The following is a 14,083-nucleotide window of genomic DNA, read 5'->3' on the forward strand; positions in this document are numbered from 1 at the left end:
CTGCGAGGAGCGGGGGGGTTCGCTTGACGGGATTTCCGCGTGGGGGTGTGGGGGAGGGGCGCGGCATGCGGGTGCGCCGGGCGCGGCCGCAGCGGGGGGCGGCCGCGCCCGGCGAACGGGGCGAAACGACTGACGTGCTTCGCGACTACGGGCTTCGCGGCGTGCGGGCTTGTGGAGGGACCGACCTACGAGGTCTTCAGCAGCGACCAGTTCTGGTACGGCCGGCCGTTCGCCTGCTGCAGTTCCAGCAGCCAACCACCGTAGTACCAACGGTCACTGAGCCCCAGCACCAGCGAACCACCGTCCGCCGTGATGGTGAACCCGCCGTCCGCGGCGGTGAGTTGCCACTTCTGCGCGGCCGCGTCGGAGCACGGCTGCTGGGCGACGTACTGACCGGCGACGGGGGTGCCGCCGAGCTGCAGGCACTTGCCGGAGCGCGCGGACTTGATCCGCACCGCGCCGTTCCCGGCGTCATCGAACTGCCACTTCTGGTTGGCGTAGCCGGTGCGCTGGTAGGCGATGGCCACGGTGCCGTCGTTCATCGAGCTGCCCCACAGGTCGGCCGCCTGGCCGGTGAGGCCGTTGACCATGGTGTAGTTCGCGCTCGGCTGCGGGCGTCCGCTGTCGGAGACCGTACGGAAGGTGGCGGCCCGGCCGGGCTTGCCGACCGCACCGGCGGCGTCGCGGACGGCGACGGCCACGGTGTAGGAGGTGCCGGGGGCGAGGCGGACCACTCCGACCACGGTCGAACGGACGGTACCGATCGTCTGGCCGTTCAGCAGGACGTCGTAGCCGGCCGCCGCGGGGGCCGCCTTCCAGCTCAGCATCACGGAATTCTGGGTGATCTGGCTGGTGCTCACATCAGGTCCGGCGTTGCCCGGAGTCGGGGTCGCGGTCGGCGACGGGGAGCCGGTCGGCGTGGCGGTGGGGCTGCCGGTGGGCGTCGGGGACGGCGAGGGCGTGCGGGTCGGGGAAGCCGTCGCAGTCGGGGTCGGGGTCGGCGTGGGCGTCGGCGTCGGCGTGGGGTTCGGGCCGCTGCCGCCGCCGGCGATGAGGAACCGGTTGTTGGCGACGTTCCAGTGCGTGGTGAGGTAACTTCCGGGCGCGGGCGCGGTGTTGTAGTAGTCGTCGTGGTTGCAGTCGAGCCGGTCGTCATGGGCGCGGTCCGGGCAGACGGTCCGCATCTGCGGGTAGTTGGGGGCGTCCGAGTAGCACATGATGTCCCACTCGTCGACGCAGTGCCCGGCCTTGCTGGAGTTCGGCGCGCTGTTGTTCACCGCGCCCAGGTTGTGGCCGAGTTCGTGCGCGGCGGTGCTGCCGCTCCAGCAGCCGGAGTCGGTCCGGCCGTACGAGGGACCGAAGTTGCTGAGGTTGTCCTGGCTGGGGCGCTCGTCCCCGGCGAAGGTGCCGATCCCGCAGTACACCTTGGCGTCGGTGAACATCATGTACTTGCGGTCCTTGCGGTTGAACCCCTGCGCGGCGAGGGCCCGGTTGGTCGCGTTGAAGTCCTGGATCTCGGCGTCGGAGATCTGCACGTTCAGCACCGAGGCGGTGCAGTCGGCTTCGGTGACGAAGCGGACGTGCCGCTCGCCGCCGGTCTCGCCGGCGCTGGCGTTGTAGATGACGTCGACGTCCGCGGCCCACTTCTTGAACGAGGGCAGGTACTGGGCGAAGCGGTCGTTGCCCGGGCTGTGCACGTACACCACCTGGACGCGGTTGCCGCTGCTGCCGTCGCCCTCGCAGACCAGCTTCGATCCGGCGGGCGCGGCCGCCGCCGCGCCCGGGGCGGGCTCCGCGGCGGCGCTGCCGGAGCCGCCGAGCAGCGCCTTCTGCGTGGCGTCCAGGACGGGCGCGGCGCCCTTCAGCAGGTCGGCGGCGGCGGGCGGCTGAGCCCCGGCCGCGGGGGTGAGCGCGGGCGCCTGGGCGGCCGGTGCCGCGACCGGCGCGACGTCCTGGTGGATGTCCACGCCCTTGGGCGGCACGTCCGGACCGTGGCTGCACTGGGTGCTACCGGTGACCTCCAGCGTGCCGCCGCAGCGGTCGCTGCCCGGCAGGCTCAATCCCGCGTAGACCAGGCCGCGGTCGGGCTGGTCCTTGGGTATCGCCTTGAGCGGCACGGCCTTCTCGTCCCGCTTCGGGGCGGGTGCCTGGGTGGCCCCCTCGGCGGTGCCGGTCTCCCCCGGTCCGCCGTCGTCGCCGACCAGTCCGGCCTGCGACCCCGAATTGTCGACCACGTCCGCCGCGGCCGTGACGGCGCTGTGCATGGCCGCCGGCTCCAGCGCGGTGCGGATGCCGAGCGTCCCCGCCACCAACCCTGCCGCCACCGCTGCGGCGACCAGGGCGCTCCTGCGGGTGAGCCTGCGGCGCTTGCGCCGACGAAGCTCGCTGCTCCGGTGTCCCATCGCGTTCCTTTCCTCGTGCGACGACCCGTGCCCTGTGGTGAAAGGGGGCTCGGGCCTTCCGACACTCCGGAGAGCGGACGGGACGGCCGGGAATAACAGAAACCTTTTACGATTTTCTTCGACCCGTTCGATAGGGCGGTCGCGGTCGCCGACTCGCTCGGCCGGATCGAGCGCTCGCGATGTCCGACTCGCTCCGCCGGATCGGGCGGTCGCGGCGGGCGAAGCCGCGGAACGGTTCGGGACAGGAAGAACGTCCGGAACAGGAAGAGCCGGGGAGCGCACTCGGGGGGTGTGCGCTCCCCGGCATGGGGTGGTGGCGGCCACCCGGCCGGAGTCGCGGGGCCTTGCGACTCCGTCGGCCGTGACGGAATGCTAGACCCGTCGGGGGGTGCTGACCAGAGCCCTGGGAAGGTCGCTTTTCACCCCGGACAGGCCGTCTCCATCAGGCATATGACGGTTCATCAGCAAAATGCGGCGGTCAGGCCGTCGGGCAGCGGCAGCAGGTCCGCGACCGCGGCGGGCAGCCACCAGGTGAGGGCGAAGGGGGTGGGCCGGGCCAGGACGCGCAGCAGTGCCCGCTCGGCCGCGGTCATCCGGGCGGTTAGCATGACCTCGTCGCAGTCCGTGGTCCCTGCTCCTGGTCCCCCACAAACGGGTCATCAGGCTCCTCCTTCTCCGCCACCATTGCCGGCCCTCGCGCGGCTCCGCGGCGAGGGTCCGAAGACCCTCCGGCCCGGCCCTGCCGCGGACCTTTCAGCCCGGGACATCCGCGCAGGCCACCCCGGCTCTCGGGGAGGACACGGAAGGGCCGGGGAGATCCGCCGTTGGAGTGATCCCCGCGTATTCGGCGCAACGCCCGTGGGCACGGCGCGTTTGCCATGGCATGCGCCCTCCGGTGGGGGTGCGCGCGGGTCCGCGCTGGCCCGTCCCCCGACTCGCGGCCGGTGTGCCGGTGCCCGCCCGGCACCGCCCGCACCGGCCCTCCCGTGAGAGGTAATGTCATGAACCTGCAGACCGAGACCCGGAAACGGATCGTCGCCCCGAGATCCGCGGCGCACCCGTCCCCCCTGACCCGTGCGGCCGTGCCCCCGCTCGCCCCCGGCGCGCTCCCCGGCCTCGGGCACGCCGCCGCCCTGCTGCGCGACCCGCTCGGCTTCCTCGGCTCCCTCTCCCGCCACGGCGGCGTGGTGCGCATCCGCCTCGGGCCGCGCACCGTCTGCGTCGTCACCGATGCCCGGCTGGTCCACACCCTGCTCGTCGCGCTCGCCTACGACTGCCCGCGCGGCGCCGTCCAGGACACCCTCAAGACGGCGTTCGGCGACGGCCTGCTGATGTCCGAGGGCCAGGCCCACCGCGACCGACGCCGGATCATCCAGCCCGCGTTCGGCCCGGACCGGATGGGTGAATACCTGGCCGTGATGCACCAGGTCACCGAGGAGCGCGCCGGGCGCTGGCGCCCCGGTGAGGTCCTCGACGTCGCCAAGGAAATGAACCACCTGGCACTGGAGATCGTCACCCGCTCACTGTTCGACGCCCGGCTCAGCGAGGACGCCACCCTCGCCTTCCAGCAGGCGCTGCCGGACATGGTGAAGGGCCAGATCGTCCAGTCCCTCTACCCGCACCCGGCGCTCGCCCGGCTGCCGCTGCCCGTCAACCGGCGCTTCGACGCCGCCGTGCGGGTGCTCAACCGGGTCGTCGACCAGGCCGTCAACGGCCGTACCGCGAACACCCGTTCCGACCAGAGTCAGAGTCAGGGCCGGGACCGGGACCGGGACACCCTGCCCGGCCTGCTGCGCGCCGCGACCGACCCGGGCACCGGCCGCCCGCTCACCGAAGCCGACGTCCGGTCCGAGGCCATCACCATGTTCGGCGCGGGCACCGAGACCGTCTCCACCACACTGACCTGGCTGCTCGACGAACTGCTGCGCCACCCCGAGGTGGAGGCCCGCGTCCTGGCCGAACTGGACGAGCACCTGCCCGCCGGCACCATCCCCACCCCCGAGGCACTGGCCCGGCTCACGTACACCCGCAACGTCACCCAGGAGGTGGTGCGGCTGCACGCGCCCAACGCCTTCCTGATGCGCACCGCCCAGGTCCCGGTCGACCTCGGCCCGTACCGGATCCCGGCCGGCACCGAACTGCTGTACAGCCTCACCGCGCTGCACCGCGACCCGGTCCGCTACCCCGAGCCGCTCGGCTTCCGCCCCGAGCGCTGGCAGGACGGCGGCGGCGCCGGGCGGCCGTCCTTCCTGCCCTTCGGAGCGGGCAAGCACAAGTGCATCGGGGAGGCCTTCGCCTGGGCCGAGCTGACGGTCGCGGCAGCCGCGATCCTGCGCCGCTGGCGCCCTGAGGCCGTGCCCGGAGCGCGGGCCCGGGAGGTGGTCTGGACGACGGTCCAGGCGCAGGGGCTGCGCGTCCGGCTGGCGCCGCGCGAGCAGCGGTCGACCGACACGGGGCCGGCGGGCGGCGCGGGCCGGGCCGCGCGCAGCGAGCGGACCGCGCGGGCGAGCGGTGCGGCGCCCTCGCGCGACGAACCGGCGGTACCAGACGGCTGCCCGTTCACCGGCACCCCCACGGCCGCCCTGCCGGCACGCCCGCCCGGCGAGCTGCACGCCGCCGCGGACCGGCACACCGACTGGGCGGTCCGCCACGGCCTGCTCACCCCCGCGGAGCTGCCCGGCTACCGGGCCTACGCCCTGCACGAGCTGATCGGCCGCGCCTTCCCCCTCGCCCGCGGCACCGAACTCGACCTACTGGTCGACATGCTGGGCTGGTTCACCATCCTGGACGACCGCTTCGACGGCACGCCCGGACGCCGCCCGGCCGAGGCACACGCCCTGGTCGACCCGCTGATCGCCGTCCTCGACGGCAGAAGCACCCCTCCGGACAGCCAACTCCTGTGCTCTTGGCGGGAACTGTGGAAACGTCAGACGGCGTCGATGTCCCCCGCCTGGCGCGCCCGCGCCGCCCGCGAATGGCAGGCCTGCCTGGCCACCTTCCCCGCCGAAGCCGACCACCGCGCCCGCGGCACCGTGCCCGCCCTCGGCCTGGCGGACACCATGCGGCTGCGCCGACACGGCAGCTGCCTCTACCCGTTCATGAACATACTGGAACGGGTCCACGGCGCCGACGCCCCCGCCGCCCTCCACGCGGAGCCCGCGCTGCACCGCCTGCGCGCCAACACCGCCGACGCCGCCACGCTGATCAACGACCTCTACTCGCTGGAGCGGGAGGAACGGCAGACCGCGGCCGCCTTCAACACCGTGCTCACCCTGCAACGGGCCCGCCGCTGCACCCGGAGCCGCGCCGTCCGAGCCGTCCGCGACCGGGTGGCGCGACTACGGCAGGAGAGCGAGGACCTGCGCCGCGACCTGCAGCGCCGCCACCCGGCGGGGCGCTGGTACCTGGACGGCACCCGGGAGCTCGTCGCCGGCGTACAGGCCTGGACCAGCACCAGCGACCGCTACCTGGTGCCGAACGGCGGGCGGCAGCGCTGAACGGAGAGCAGCCTTGAACGGAGGGCAGCGCTGAGCCGGCGCACCGATGAGCGGGCGCACCGGACAGCCGCCCGCTCGCGCCCCGCTACTTCCGGCCGCCGAGCGCGAACAGCAGCAGCACGAAGCCGGCGAACAGGTGCGTGGCGAAGATGTAGATGCCCGCGCGGATCAGCATCGCCTTGCGGCGCCTCTTCTCCTCGCTCGTGCCGTCGTTCATGGTGGGTGGTGCTCCTCGGGTCGGGCGGACGGGCCGGGCGCGGCTCAGCGGGACCGCCGACCGCCGGACGCGCGCAGCTCGGTGAGCAGCGCGCCCTGGTCGGTGATCAGCTCGGTCAGGATCCGGCGCGCCGCGCGCAGCAGCTCGGCCACGTCCGGGGTGCTGAGCGCGTACACCACCGTGTTGCCCTCACGGATGGCCGTGACCAGCTGGGTGCGGCGTAGCACCGCGAGCTGCTGGGAGAGGTTGGACGGTTCGACCTCGATCTCCGCCAGCAGCTCGCGCACCGGCCTGGGTCCGTCCTGGAGCAGCTCCAGGACCCGGATCCGCACGGGGTGGCCGAGGGTGCGGAAGAACTCCGCCTTGGCCTGGTACAGCGGGACCGGCATCGTCCGCGCGCCTCCCTCGAATCCGGCTCGGTGGTCGTCCCGGCCGGGCGGGTGCGCGCCACGGCCGGTAGGCATCATCGCGGACAGATGAAGATTTCTTCAAGTCGTCACAGCTCGACGACTCCCGGCCGACGTGCACAGGTGACCCACCTCACACCGGCGCGCCGTGCCCGGACATGCGAACGCCGAGCCCGGGATGCTGCCAACTCCCGGGCTCGGCAGTCACGGTGATGAGCCGTCAGCAGACTACAGGCACATCGACCGTCACCGGGGACGGTCCCCACCACATCGTCTCGACCGAGAAGGATCCGTGCACGGTCGAACCGCACGGCGCGGTCGCCGTGATCCCGTCGACCCGCACGGTGCTGACCGTGAACACGGTGCGACCGTTCACCGCGCCGAGCGAGTTGCCGCCGGCCACGTCGGCCGACACCCGGGTGAGCAGCTCCTGCGGCGCCGGCGGCCACGGGGTACCCGGCGACGGCGGGCCGGCCAGCCCGATCTGCCCGTACAGCACGACGCTGTTGCCGGTGACGTCGGCGCAGACCTTGGTGGACAGCCCGGCCTGCAGGCCGGACCACCCGCAGGTGGTGACGGTGGTGGCAGCGGCAGCCGTCGAGGCCGAGGCGAACGCCGGCACGGGCACCGCGAACAGGGCGACGGCGCCGGCGGCGCCGGCCGCGATCTTGGCGATGCGGTTCATGAGTTCCTCCTGGGAGGGTACGAGGACGGTCAGAGACAGGTGGCGTGGCACATATGACATTTCATAGGCCCACAGACAGATACTTTGTCATGCGATTCCTATGCGGCGAGCCAGTTTTACCCTTGGAACTACCGGCTCGACCGAAACCAGACCTTCGATGGCGCAATCACCCTTGAGTGACCCAACCAGCGCAAGCCCTCAGGCAACGCCCACGTTGCCCCCAGGTGAACCGTCTACGCACCGCCTCCGCGACCGGTCAGCCGAGGGAGGCGCGCAGGGCGTCGACCCGGGCGGCGGCGGCGGCGAAGGCGTCGCGATCGAGCCGGCCGGAGTCGAGGGCATCGGCCAGGGCCTCGGTGGCGTCCTCGGCCTGCTGCGGGTCGCGGACGGAGCAGAGCAGCAGGTCCATGCCGGCCTCGGCGGCGGCCACCGCGCGGTCGCCGGTGTCGCCGTACGGAGCGAGCGCGCCGGCCTCCATCGCGTCGGTGACGGTCACGCCGTCGAAGCCGAGCCGGCCGCGGAGCTCGCCCTGGATGACAGTGGGCGACAGTCCGGCCGGGCGCTCCGGGTCCAGCGCCGGGTAGACCGCCCAGGAGGCCATCACCAGCCGGACGCCCGCCGCGATCGCGGACCGGTAGGGCGCCTCGCCGCGGGTCCGCAGCTGCTCCAGCGGGACGGTGAGGGTGACCGGGCGGTCGTCGGTGTTCTCCTCGCGGGCGGCGGCGCCGAGGCCCGGGAAGTGCTTGGCGGTCGCGGCCACGCCGAGGCTCTGCTGGGCGGTGAGGAAGGCCCTGCCCAACCTCCCGACCGTGGCGGGGTCCTGGCTGTAGGAACGCTCGAAGTGGTCGATGAAGTTGTCCGGGGTGTCGTAGACGTCGAGCACCGGGGCGAGGTTGACGTTCAGCCCGGCGTCCGTCAGGGTCCGGGCGGCGCCGGTGCCGGAGTCCACCGCGGCGGCCGCCGGGTTCGGAGCCGACCCGGTGCGGCGGGCGGAGAGTTCGGGCGCACCGGGCAGCCGACGGATCCTGCCGCCCTCCTGGTCGGTCATCAGCAGCAGCGCGCGCGGGTTCGGCGCCTCGGCGGCCGCCTGCTTCAACTCGGCGACGGCCTCGGCGAGCTGCTCCGGGCCGGTGACGTTCTCGCCGAACAGGATCACCCCGGCCGCCCGGCCCTCCCGGATCGTCCGCAGCACCCCGGGCGGCGGCGTCGGGCCCGCGTACGAGAGGACGATCCGCCGTCCGGCGAGCAGGCGCGACTCCTCCTGGTCCTGGGCGGCCATCGCTACGGTCCTCTCCGGGTGGGTGCTGCGGGGCGCGGACGCCGACCCGATCGGGGCGGGCCCGAACGCGGCCCCCAGGACCGTCAGCACCGCCCCGAACCGGGCGACTCGCCGGAGCGGGGCCATCACGCCTCCTGGGTCAGCAGCGGCTACGGCCCGTCAGCGTACCCAGGACCCAGATCCGCCAGTCCACCCCACACCGGGTCCAGCCGATATTCCGACAGACGATGCACCGCAGGGCCCTAGGCCGGCCGGATGTTCGATCGACTGGAGTTCAGGATCCTGCCGCCCGGCCCGCGCCTCCCCGCCGAGGTACGGGTCTGGGTCAACGGCGAGGACCTGGTGGCCCAGGCGGCCGGGCCCGCCGGCCAGGGCCGGTGGGCCGGCCTGCTGCTCCCCCGCGACCGCCCGAGCCCGCTGCACGCGACCGCCGAGCCGCACCGCGTGGAGCTGGGCGAGCCCGACTGCACCGGCGGCTGCTGCGGCTACCTCTCCGCCGACGTGCAGCGCTTCGGGAGCGTCATCCGCTGGTCGGACTGGGAGGTGCCGTACCTGGAGGCCCGCCCGCCGGAGTTCGACTTCGAAGCCGAGCAGTACGACGCCGAACTCGCCCGCGCCGCGGCCGACCCCTGGTGGCACGGCGCTCTGTAACGGAAGCCGGCCCCGGCGCTCGGGCCCGGCACGCAGGCTCGGCGCTCGGGCCCGGCGCTCGCGCCCGGCCTGGCTTCGGCGGCGCCCGCCCTCACCCCGCGTGGCGGACCAACTGCCCGAGGACGGCGATGCCTTCGGTGATCTCGGGCGGTGAGCCCGCCGCGTAGCCGAGGACCAGGCCGGGTGGGTACGGGAGGCGGGCGTGCCAGGAGAGGGGCTGGACCTTCACGCCCCGGGCCAGTGCGGCGGTGGCCAACTCGGTGTCGGTGCAGCCGAGTTCCGGCGGCAGGGTGAGCATCAGGTGGAGGCCTGCCGCCGCGCCGTGGACGGTGGCGTCCGGGAGGTGGGTGCGGATGGCCGTGATCATGGCGTCCCGGCGGCGGCGGTGGCGGCGGCGCAGCAGCCGTAGGTGGCGGTCGAGTTCGCCGGACTCCATCAGGTGGGCGAGGACGAGCTGGGGCAGGACCGGGTTGCCGAGGTCGGCGAAGCGCTTGGCATCGAGGACGGCGCCGCGGAGGCGGGCGGGTACCAGCAGCCAGCCGGTTCGCAGGGCCGGGGCGAGCAGCTTGGAGATGCTGCCCGCGTAGCAGACCCGGTCCGGCAGGGTGGCGCGCAGCGCCGCGACGGGCGGGCGGTCGTAGCGGTGCTCGGCGTCGTAGTCGTCCTCGATGACCAGGCCACCCTCCGCCGCCCAGCGCAGCACGTCGCGTCGGCGGTCGCCGCCGAGGACGACGCCGGTCGGGAACTGGTGGGCGGGGGTGAGCAGCACGGCCGGCGCGCCGGTGGCACGCAGGGCGTCGACCCGGATGCCGTCGGCGTCGACCGGGACGGGCGGAGTGGCGGCGAGCCAGTGGGCGAGGTGCTGGCGGGCGCCGAGGGAGCCGGGGTCCTCGACCGCGACCTCGGTGATGCCCGTCCGTTCGAGGGCGCGGCCGAGCAGGGCGAGGGCCTGGGCCGTCCCGGCGACGATCAGCACCTCGTCGGGGTCGGCGCGGATGCCCCGGTTGCGGGCGAGCCAGTGGGCGACGGCCCGGCGCAGGGCCGGGGTGCCGCGTACGTCGCCGTAGCCGAGGTCGTGTGCGGCGAGGCCGTCGAGGACGGCGCGTTCGGCGCGCAGCCAGGCGGTGCGGGGGAAGGCGGCGAGGTCGGGTACGCCGGGGGTGAGGTCGATCCGGGCGGGGGTGCCGCGCAGCAGGTCGAACACCTCGGAGTCGGGGTCGTCCCCGAAGAGGGCGGGCGCCGCCGACCGGGGGCGGGGAGGTTCGGGGTCGGGCGCGGCGGGAGGGGTCGGGGCCTCGACCACGACGGTGCCGCCCCGGCCGCGCCCGGCGACCCGCCCCTCCTCGGCGAGGCGACGGTAGGCGTCGGTCACCACCCCACGGGAGACGCCGAGTTCGGCCGCCAGCACCCGGCTGGCGGGCAGCCGGCTGCCGGCCGGGAGCCGCCCGTCGGCGACGGCCTCGCGCAGCCGGCGGGCGAGCCAGTCGGCAAGGCCGCCGGGCGGGGCGTCGGCGGTGTCGAGCTGGAGGAAGTCGGCGCCGAGCTCTTTGGGCCTGTCGGATGCGGCAGCTTTGGACCTGTCGGACGTGGTGGCTTTGGACCTGTTCACCGGACCATAGTGGCGCGAGGGTGGGGGCCATGACCACGGAAACGGCACGGCCCGAGAACACGAACGACGTCCACGGCCATGCGGACTACGTCCACGGCTATTCGGACGCCGAGGCGCAGCGCCTCGGTGACCAGGCGGACACCCTCGCCGAGTTGCTGCACGCGGGCACGGCCTACCCGGCGGGCAGCCGGGTGCTGGAGGCAGGCTGCGGGGTGGGGGCTCAGACGGTGCACCTGCTGGCCGCCGGCCCGGGGGCGCTGCTGACCGCGATGGACCTCTCGGCGGAGTCGCTCGCGCAGGCCCGCGCCCGGGTGGCGGCGCAGATGCCCGACGCGAAGGTCACCTGGCACCACGGCGATCTGCACCGGATGCCGTTCCCGGACGGCGCGTTCGACCACGTCTTCCTCTGCTTCGTGCTGGAGCACCTGCCCGATCCGGCGGACGGGCTCGCGGCGCTGCGGCGGGTGCTGCGGCCGGGCGGGACGATCACGGTGATCGAGGGCGACCACGGCTCGGCCTTCTTCCACCCGCAGAGCCCGGCGGCCGGCCGGACGATCGACCACCTGGTCCGACTCCAGGCCGAGGCGGGCGGCGACGGGCTGATCGGCCGCCGCCTCTACCCGCTGCTGACGGCGGCCGGGTTCACCGAGGTGACGGTCCGGCCGCGGACGGTCTACGCCGACGGCGGCCGCCCGGCGCTGGTGGAGGGCTTCACCCTGCGGACCTTCGTCGCGATGGTCGAGGCCGTGCGGGCGGAGGCGCTGGCCGCCGGGCTGGCCACGGCGGAGGACTTCGACCGGGGCATCGCGGAGCTGCGCCGCGCGGCCGAGCCGGGCGGGACCTTCCACTACACCTTCTTCAAGGCGGTCGCCGTCAATCCCTGAGGCAGAAGGGCCGGGTCCAGGACCGGGGCCGGGGCCGGGGCCGGAGGCGTTACTCGGGGGTGTCTCCGAGGGCCGCCAGCATGGTGCGCATCGCGTCGACCAGCGCGGCGGTCCGGGCGTCGTCCAGTCCCTCGAGGAGGCCGAACTCGGTGGCGAGGTGGTCGGGCAGCGCGCGCTCGATCAGGGCGTGGCCCTCGGGGGTGAGGGCGACCTCGCGGCTGCGGCCGTCCTGGTCGCTGCGGGTCCGGGTGACCAGGCCGCGGGCCTCCAGCCGGTCGAGGCGCTGGGTGATGGCGCCGGAGGTGACCATGGCGGACTGCATCAGGCCGGTGGGGGTGAGGCGGTAGGGCGGGCCGCTGCGTTTCAGGGTGGCGAGGACGTCGAAGGAGGCGGCGTCCAGGCCGTGCTCGGCGAAGGTGCGGTTGAGCGCCGCGTCCACCAGGCGGTAGAGGCGCTTGAGCCGGCCGAACACCTCCATCGGGGAAACGTCCAGGTCGGGGCGCTCGGCGGCCCACTGCGCGACTACGCGGTCCACATGATCTGCCACGGCTCCAGGGTAGGCGATCGGGCTCGGGTTCCTTAGCGGTGAGGTACAGGATTCCTTAGCGGTGAGATAACTGTGAGCCACATCACTGGTCGGCCCCGATGGAAAATACCTTAGCGCTGAGATACATTGGCTTAGTGCTAAGACATCGCCTCGCCGTCGTACTGGTGACGGCCCTCGCCCCCGCCATCTGGGGGACGACCTACCTCGTCACCACCGAGCTGCTCCCGCCCCACCGTCCCCTCCTCGCCGCCGTCATCCGCTGCCTGCCCGCCGGGCTCCTCCTGATCGCCCTCACCCGCCGACTGCCGCAGGGCAGCTGGTGGTGGCGATCGCTGGTCCTCGGCGCGCTCAACATCGGGGCGTTCCAGGCCCTGCTCTTCATCGCCGCCTACCGCCTGCCCGGCGGCATCGCGGCCACCGTCGGCGCCGTCCAGCCGCTGATCACCGCCGGACTCTCCGCCGCCGTCCTCGGCGACCGGCTCACCCTGCGCACCGTGCTGTCCGGCATCGCCGGCGTGGCGGGCGTGAGCCTGCTGGTCCTGCGGGCCAACGCGCAGCTGGACGCGCTCGGGGTAGCCGCCGCGCTCGGCGGCGCGGTGGTCATGGCCGCCGGCGTCGTCCTCTCCAAGCTCTGGGTGTCCCCCGCCCCGCTGCTCGCCACCACCGGCTGGCAACTCACCACCGGCGGACTGCTGTTGGTGCCGCTCACGCTGCTCACCGAGGGCGCGCCGCCGTCCCACTACACGGCCGCCAACGTGCTCGGCTACACCTACCTGTGCCTGATCGGCGCGGCCTTCACCTACGTGCTGTGGTTCCGCGGGATCCAGGCGCTGACGCCGACCTCGGTCTCCTTCCTCGCCCTGCTCAGCCCGGTGGTCGCCACCGCGATCGGCTGGCTGGTGCTCGGACAGGACCTCAGTCCGCTGCAGGCGCTGGGCGCCCTGGTCGTGCTCGGCTCGCTCGTCGTCGCCCAGACCCGGCGACCCGGCGCCGCCACCGGGTCGAAGCCGGTGGCCCGATCGGCCTCCGCGCCACCGGTGCGCGAGAACGCCTGACCCGCCCCGTCCGCACCCCGCGCCCACATCCCACATCCCGAAATCCGCATCCCGCATCCAGTCCAGCCCGGTTCAAGGAGAACTCCCCATGCGTATCACCGTGTTCGGCGCCACCGGCAACGTCGGCAGCCGGGTCGTGACCGAGGCGCTCGCCCGCGGCCACGAGGTCACCGCCGTCGTACGGGACCCGGCCAAGCCGCACGGCCTGCCGTCCGCCGCCGTCATCGCCGTGGGTGACGCCCGCAACCCCGAGGACGTCGCCCGGATAGCGCCCGGGCAGGACGCGGTCATCACCGCCACCCGCCCGGTGCCCGGCAGCGAGCACGAACTGGCCGTCGCCACCAAGGGCCTGCTGGCGGGCATCGCCGGCACCGGCGTCCGGCTGCTGGCCGTCGGCGGCGCGGGCAGCCTCACCGTCCCGGGCACCGACGGGATGACCCTCGTGGAGGACCCCGGCTTCCCCGCCGCGATCCGGCCGATCGCGCTGGCCTGCAACGAGCAGCTCGCGCACTACCGCGCGGCCGACGCCGACATCGACTGGACCTACCTGAGCCCGGCCGCGCTGCTCGAGCCCGGTGTGCGCACCGGCCGGTTCCGGCTCGGACGGGACGAACTGCTGGTCGACGCCGACGGCAACTCGGCGATCTCCATGGAGGACCTCGCCATCGCCCTCCTCGACGAGGTCGAGAGGCCCGCCCACCGCCGCGCGCGGTTCACCGCCGGCTACTGACCGGCCGCGGCGGCCTCGACGGGGGTGAGGCCGCCGCGGTCCACCACAGACCGGAGGCTGGGGCTCCCACCCGGACGGGGGTGTAGCCAGCACCACCCCGAAGACGGGAGCACGGGTGAT

General features: G+C 74.0%; 13 protein-coding genes. 5 read left to right on the forward strand and 8 right to left on the reverse strand.

Annotated elements, in window-relative coordinates:
* Positions 1-185: 185 nt before the first annotated feature.
* Entirely contained in the window at positions 186-2,402 is a 2,217-nt protein-coding gene (locus ACIBEC_RS09480) for an RICIN domain-containing protein (RefSeq protein WP_360494155.1), read from the reverse strand.
* Between the two features lie 461 nt (positions 2,403-2,863).
* Positions 2,864-2,995 (reverse strand): hypothetical protein, encoded by a 132-nt coding sequence (locus ACIBEC_RS09485; protein WP_360494153.1) that lies wholly within the window; start codon positions 2,993-2,995, stop codon positions 2,864-2,866.
* Positions 2,996-3,403: 408 nt separating this feature from the next.
* Between ACIBEC_RS09485 and ACIBEC_RS09490 the strand changes: the two genes are divergently transcribed.
* Positions 3,404-5,899 carry a cytochrome P450 gene (locus tag ACIBEC_RS09490; protein WP_360494150.1) on the forward strand — a complete coding sequence of 832 codons (2,496 nt, stop codon included), beginning with the start codon at positions 3,404-3,406 and terminating at the stop codon, positions 5,897-5,899.
* Positions 5,900-5,984: 85 nt separating this feature from the next.
* Here ACIBEC_RS09490 and ACIBEC_RS09495 read toward each other — a convergent pair whose 3' ends face one another.
* The 4 genes from ACIBEC_RS09495 to ACIBEC_RS09510 form a co-directional block, all read right to left on the reverse strand.
* Positions 5,985-6,116, reverse strand: coding sequence for a DUF6126 family protein (locus ACIBEC_RS09495; RefSeq protein WP_360494147.1), 132 nt, complete (start codon positions 6,114-6,116; stop codon positions 5,985-5,987).
* Between the two features lie 44 nt (positions 6,117-6,160).
* Positions 6,161-6,505 carry a metalloregulator ArsR/SmtB family transcription factor gene (locus ACIBEC_RS09500; RefSeq protein WP_360494144.1) on the reverse strand — a complete coding sequence of 115 codons (345 nt, stop codon included), beginning with the start codon at positions 6,503-6,505 and terminating at the stop codon, positions 6,161-6,163.
* Positions 6,506-6,743: 238 nt separating this feature from the next.
* A complete protein-coding gene (locus tag ACIBEC_RS09505) occupies positions 6,744-7,208 on the reverse strand; it encodes a hypothetical protein (RefSeq protein WP_360494141.1) in 465 nt (154 codons plus the stop codon).
* A 256-nt stretch (positions 7,209-7,464) separates the two neighbouring features.
* Positions 7,465-8,613, reverse strand: a complete 1,149-nt coding sequence (locus ACIBEC_RS09510; protein ID WP_360494138.1) for a glycoside hydrolase family 3 N-terminal domain-containing protein — start codon at positions 8,611-8,613, stop codon at positions 7,465-7,467.
* Between the two features lie 129 nt (positions 8,614-8,742).
* On the opposite strand from ACIBEC_RS09510, the gene ACIBEC_RS09515 reads away from it, so the two are divergent.
* Positions 8,743-9,138: a hypothetical protein gene (locus tag ACIBEC_RS09515; RefSeq protein ID WP_360494135.1), complete on the forward strand. Its 396-nt coding sequence runs from the start codon at positions 8,743-8,745 to the stop codon at positions 9,136-9,138.
* Positions 9,139-9,229: 91 nt separating this feature from the next.
* Here the strand turns inward: ACIBEC_RS09515 and ACIBEC_RS09520 are convergent, their stop codons facing one another.
* Positions 9,230-10,747: a PLP-dependent aminotransferase family protein gene (locus ACIBEC_RS09520; protein WP_360494132.1), complete on the reverse strand. Its 1,518-nt coding sequence runs from the start codon at positions 10,745-10,747 to the stop codon at positions 9,230-9,232.
* Positions 10,748-10,776: 29 nt separating this feature from the next.
* On the opposite strand from ACIBEC_RS09520, the gene ACIBEC_RS09525 reads away from it, so the two are divergent.
* Positions 10,777-11,631 carry a methyltransferase domain-containing protein gene (locus ACIBEC_RS09525; protein WP_360494129.1) on the forward strand — a complete coding sequence of 285 codons (855 nt, stop codon included), beginning with the start codon at positions 10,777-10,779 and terminating at the stop codon, positions 11,629-11,631.
* Positions 11,632-11,680: 49 nt separating this feature from the next.
* Here the strand turns inward: ACIBEC_RS09525 and ACIBEC_RS09530 are convergent, their stop codons facing one another.
* Positions 11,681-12,178 (reverse strand): MarR family transcriptional regulator, encoded by a 498-nt coding sequence (locus ACIBEC_RS09530; protein WP_360494126.1) that lies wholly within the window; start codon positions 12,176-12,178, stop codon positions 11,681-11,683.
* Positions 12,179-12,312: 134 nt separating this feature from the next.
* Between ACIBEC_RS09530 and ACIBEC_RS09535 the strand changes: the two genes are divergently transcribed.
* Together ACIBEC_RS09535 and ACIBEC_RS09540 are read left to right on the forward strand one after the other, a co-directional pair.
* Positions 12,313-13,233, forward strand: a complete 921-nt coding sequence (locus ACIBEC_RS09535) for an EamA family transporter (protein WP_360494123.1) — start codon at positions 12,313-12,315, stop codon at positions 13,231-13,233.
* Between the two features lie 88 nt (positions 13,234-13,321).
* The gene (locus ACIBEC_RS09540) at positions 13,322-13,963 is read left to right on the forward strand and encodes an NAD(P)H-binding protein (protein WP_360494120.1); all 642 of its coding nucleotides are present in this window, start codon (positions 13,322-13,324) and stop codon (positions 13,961-13,963) included.
* Positions 13,964-14,083: the final 120 nt, after the last annotated feature.

Source organism: Kitasatospora sp. NPDC051164, from assembly GCF_044455625.1.
Classification (GTDB): domain Bacteria; phylum Actinomycetota; class Actinomycetes; order Streptomycetales; family Streptomycetaceae; genus Kitasatospora.

Coding starts and splice junctions, on each gene's coding strand:
- ACIBEC_RS09480 (WP_360494155.1), bottom strand. CDS start 2,402: ATGGGACACCGGAGCAGCGAGCTTCGTCGGCGCAAGCGCCGCAGGCTC.
- ACIBEC_RS09485 (WP_360494153.1), bottom strand. CDS start 2,995: ATGACCGCGGCCGAGCGGGCACTGCTGCGCGTCCTGGCCCGGCCCACC.
- ACIBEC_RS09490 (WP_360494150.1), top strand. CDS start 3,404: ATGAACCTGCAGACCGAGACCCGGAAACGGATCGTCGCCCCGAGATCC.
- ACIBEC_RS09495 (WP_360494147.1), bottom strand. CDS start 6,116: ATGAACGACGGCACGAGCGAGGAGAAGAGGCGCCGCAAGGCGATGCTG.
- ACIBEC_RS09500 (WP_360494144.1), bottom strand. CDS start 6,505: ATGCCGGTCCCGCTGTACCAGGCCAAGGCGGAGTTCTTCCGCACCCTC.
- ACIBEC_RS09505 (WP_360494141.1), bottom strand. CDS start 7,208: ATGAACCGCATCGCCAAGATCGCGGCCGGCGCCGCCGGCGCCGTCGCC.
- ACIBEC_RS09510 (WP_360494138.1), bottom strand. CDS start 8,613: ATGGCCCCGCTCCGGCGAGTCGCCCGGTTCGGGGCGGTGCTGACGGTC.
- ACIBEC_RS09515 (WP_360494135.1), top strand. CDS start 8,743: ATGTTCGATCGACTGGAGTTCAGGATCCTGCCGCCCGGCCCGCGCCTC.
- ACIBEC_RS09525 (WP_360494129.1), top strand. CDS start 10,777: ATGACCACGGAAACGGCACGGCCCGAGAACACGAACGACGTCCACGGC.
- ACIBEC_RS09540 (WP_360494120.1), top strand. CDS start 13,322: ATGCGTATCACCGTGTTCGGCGCCACCGGCAACGTCGGCAGCCGGGTC.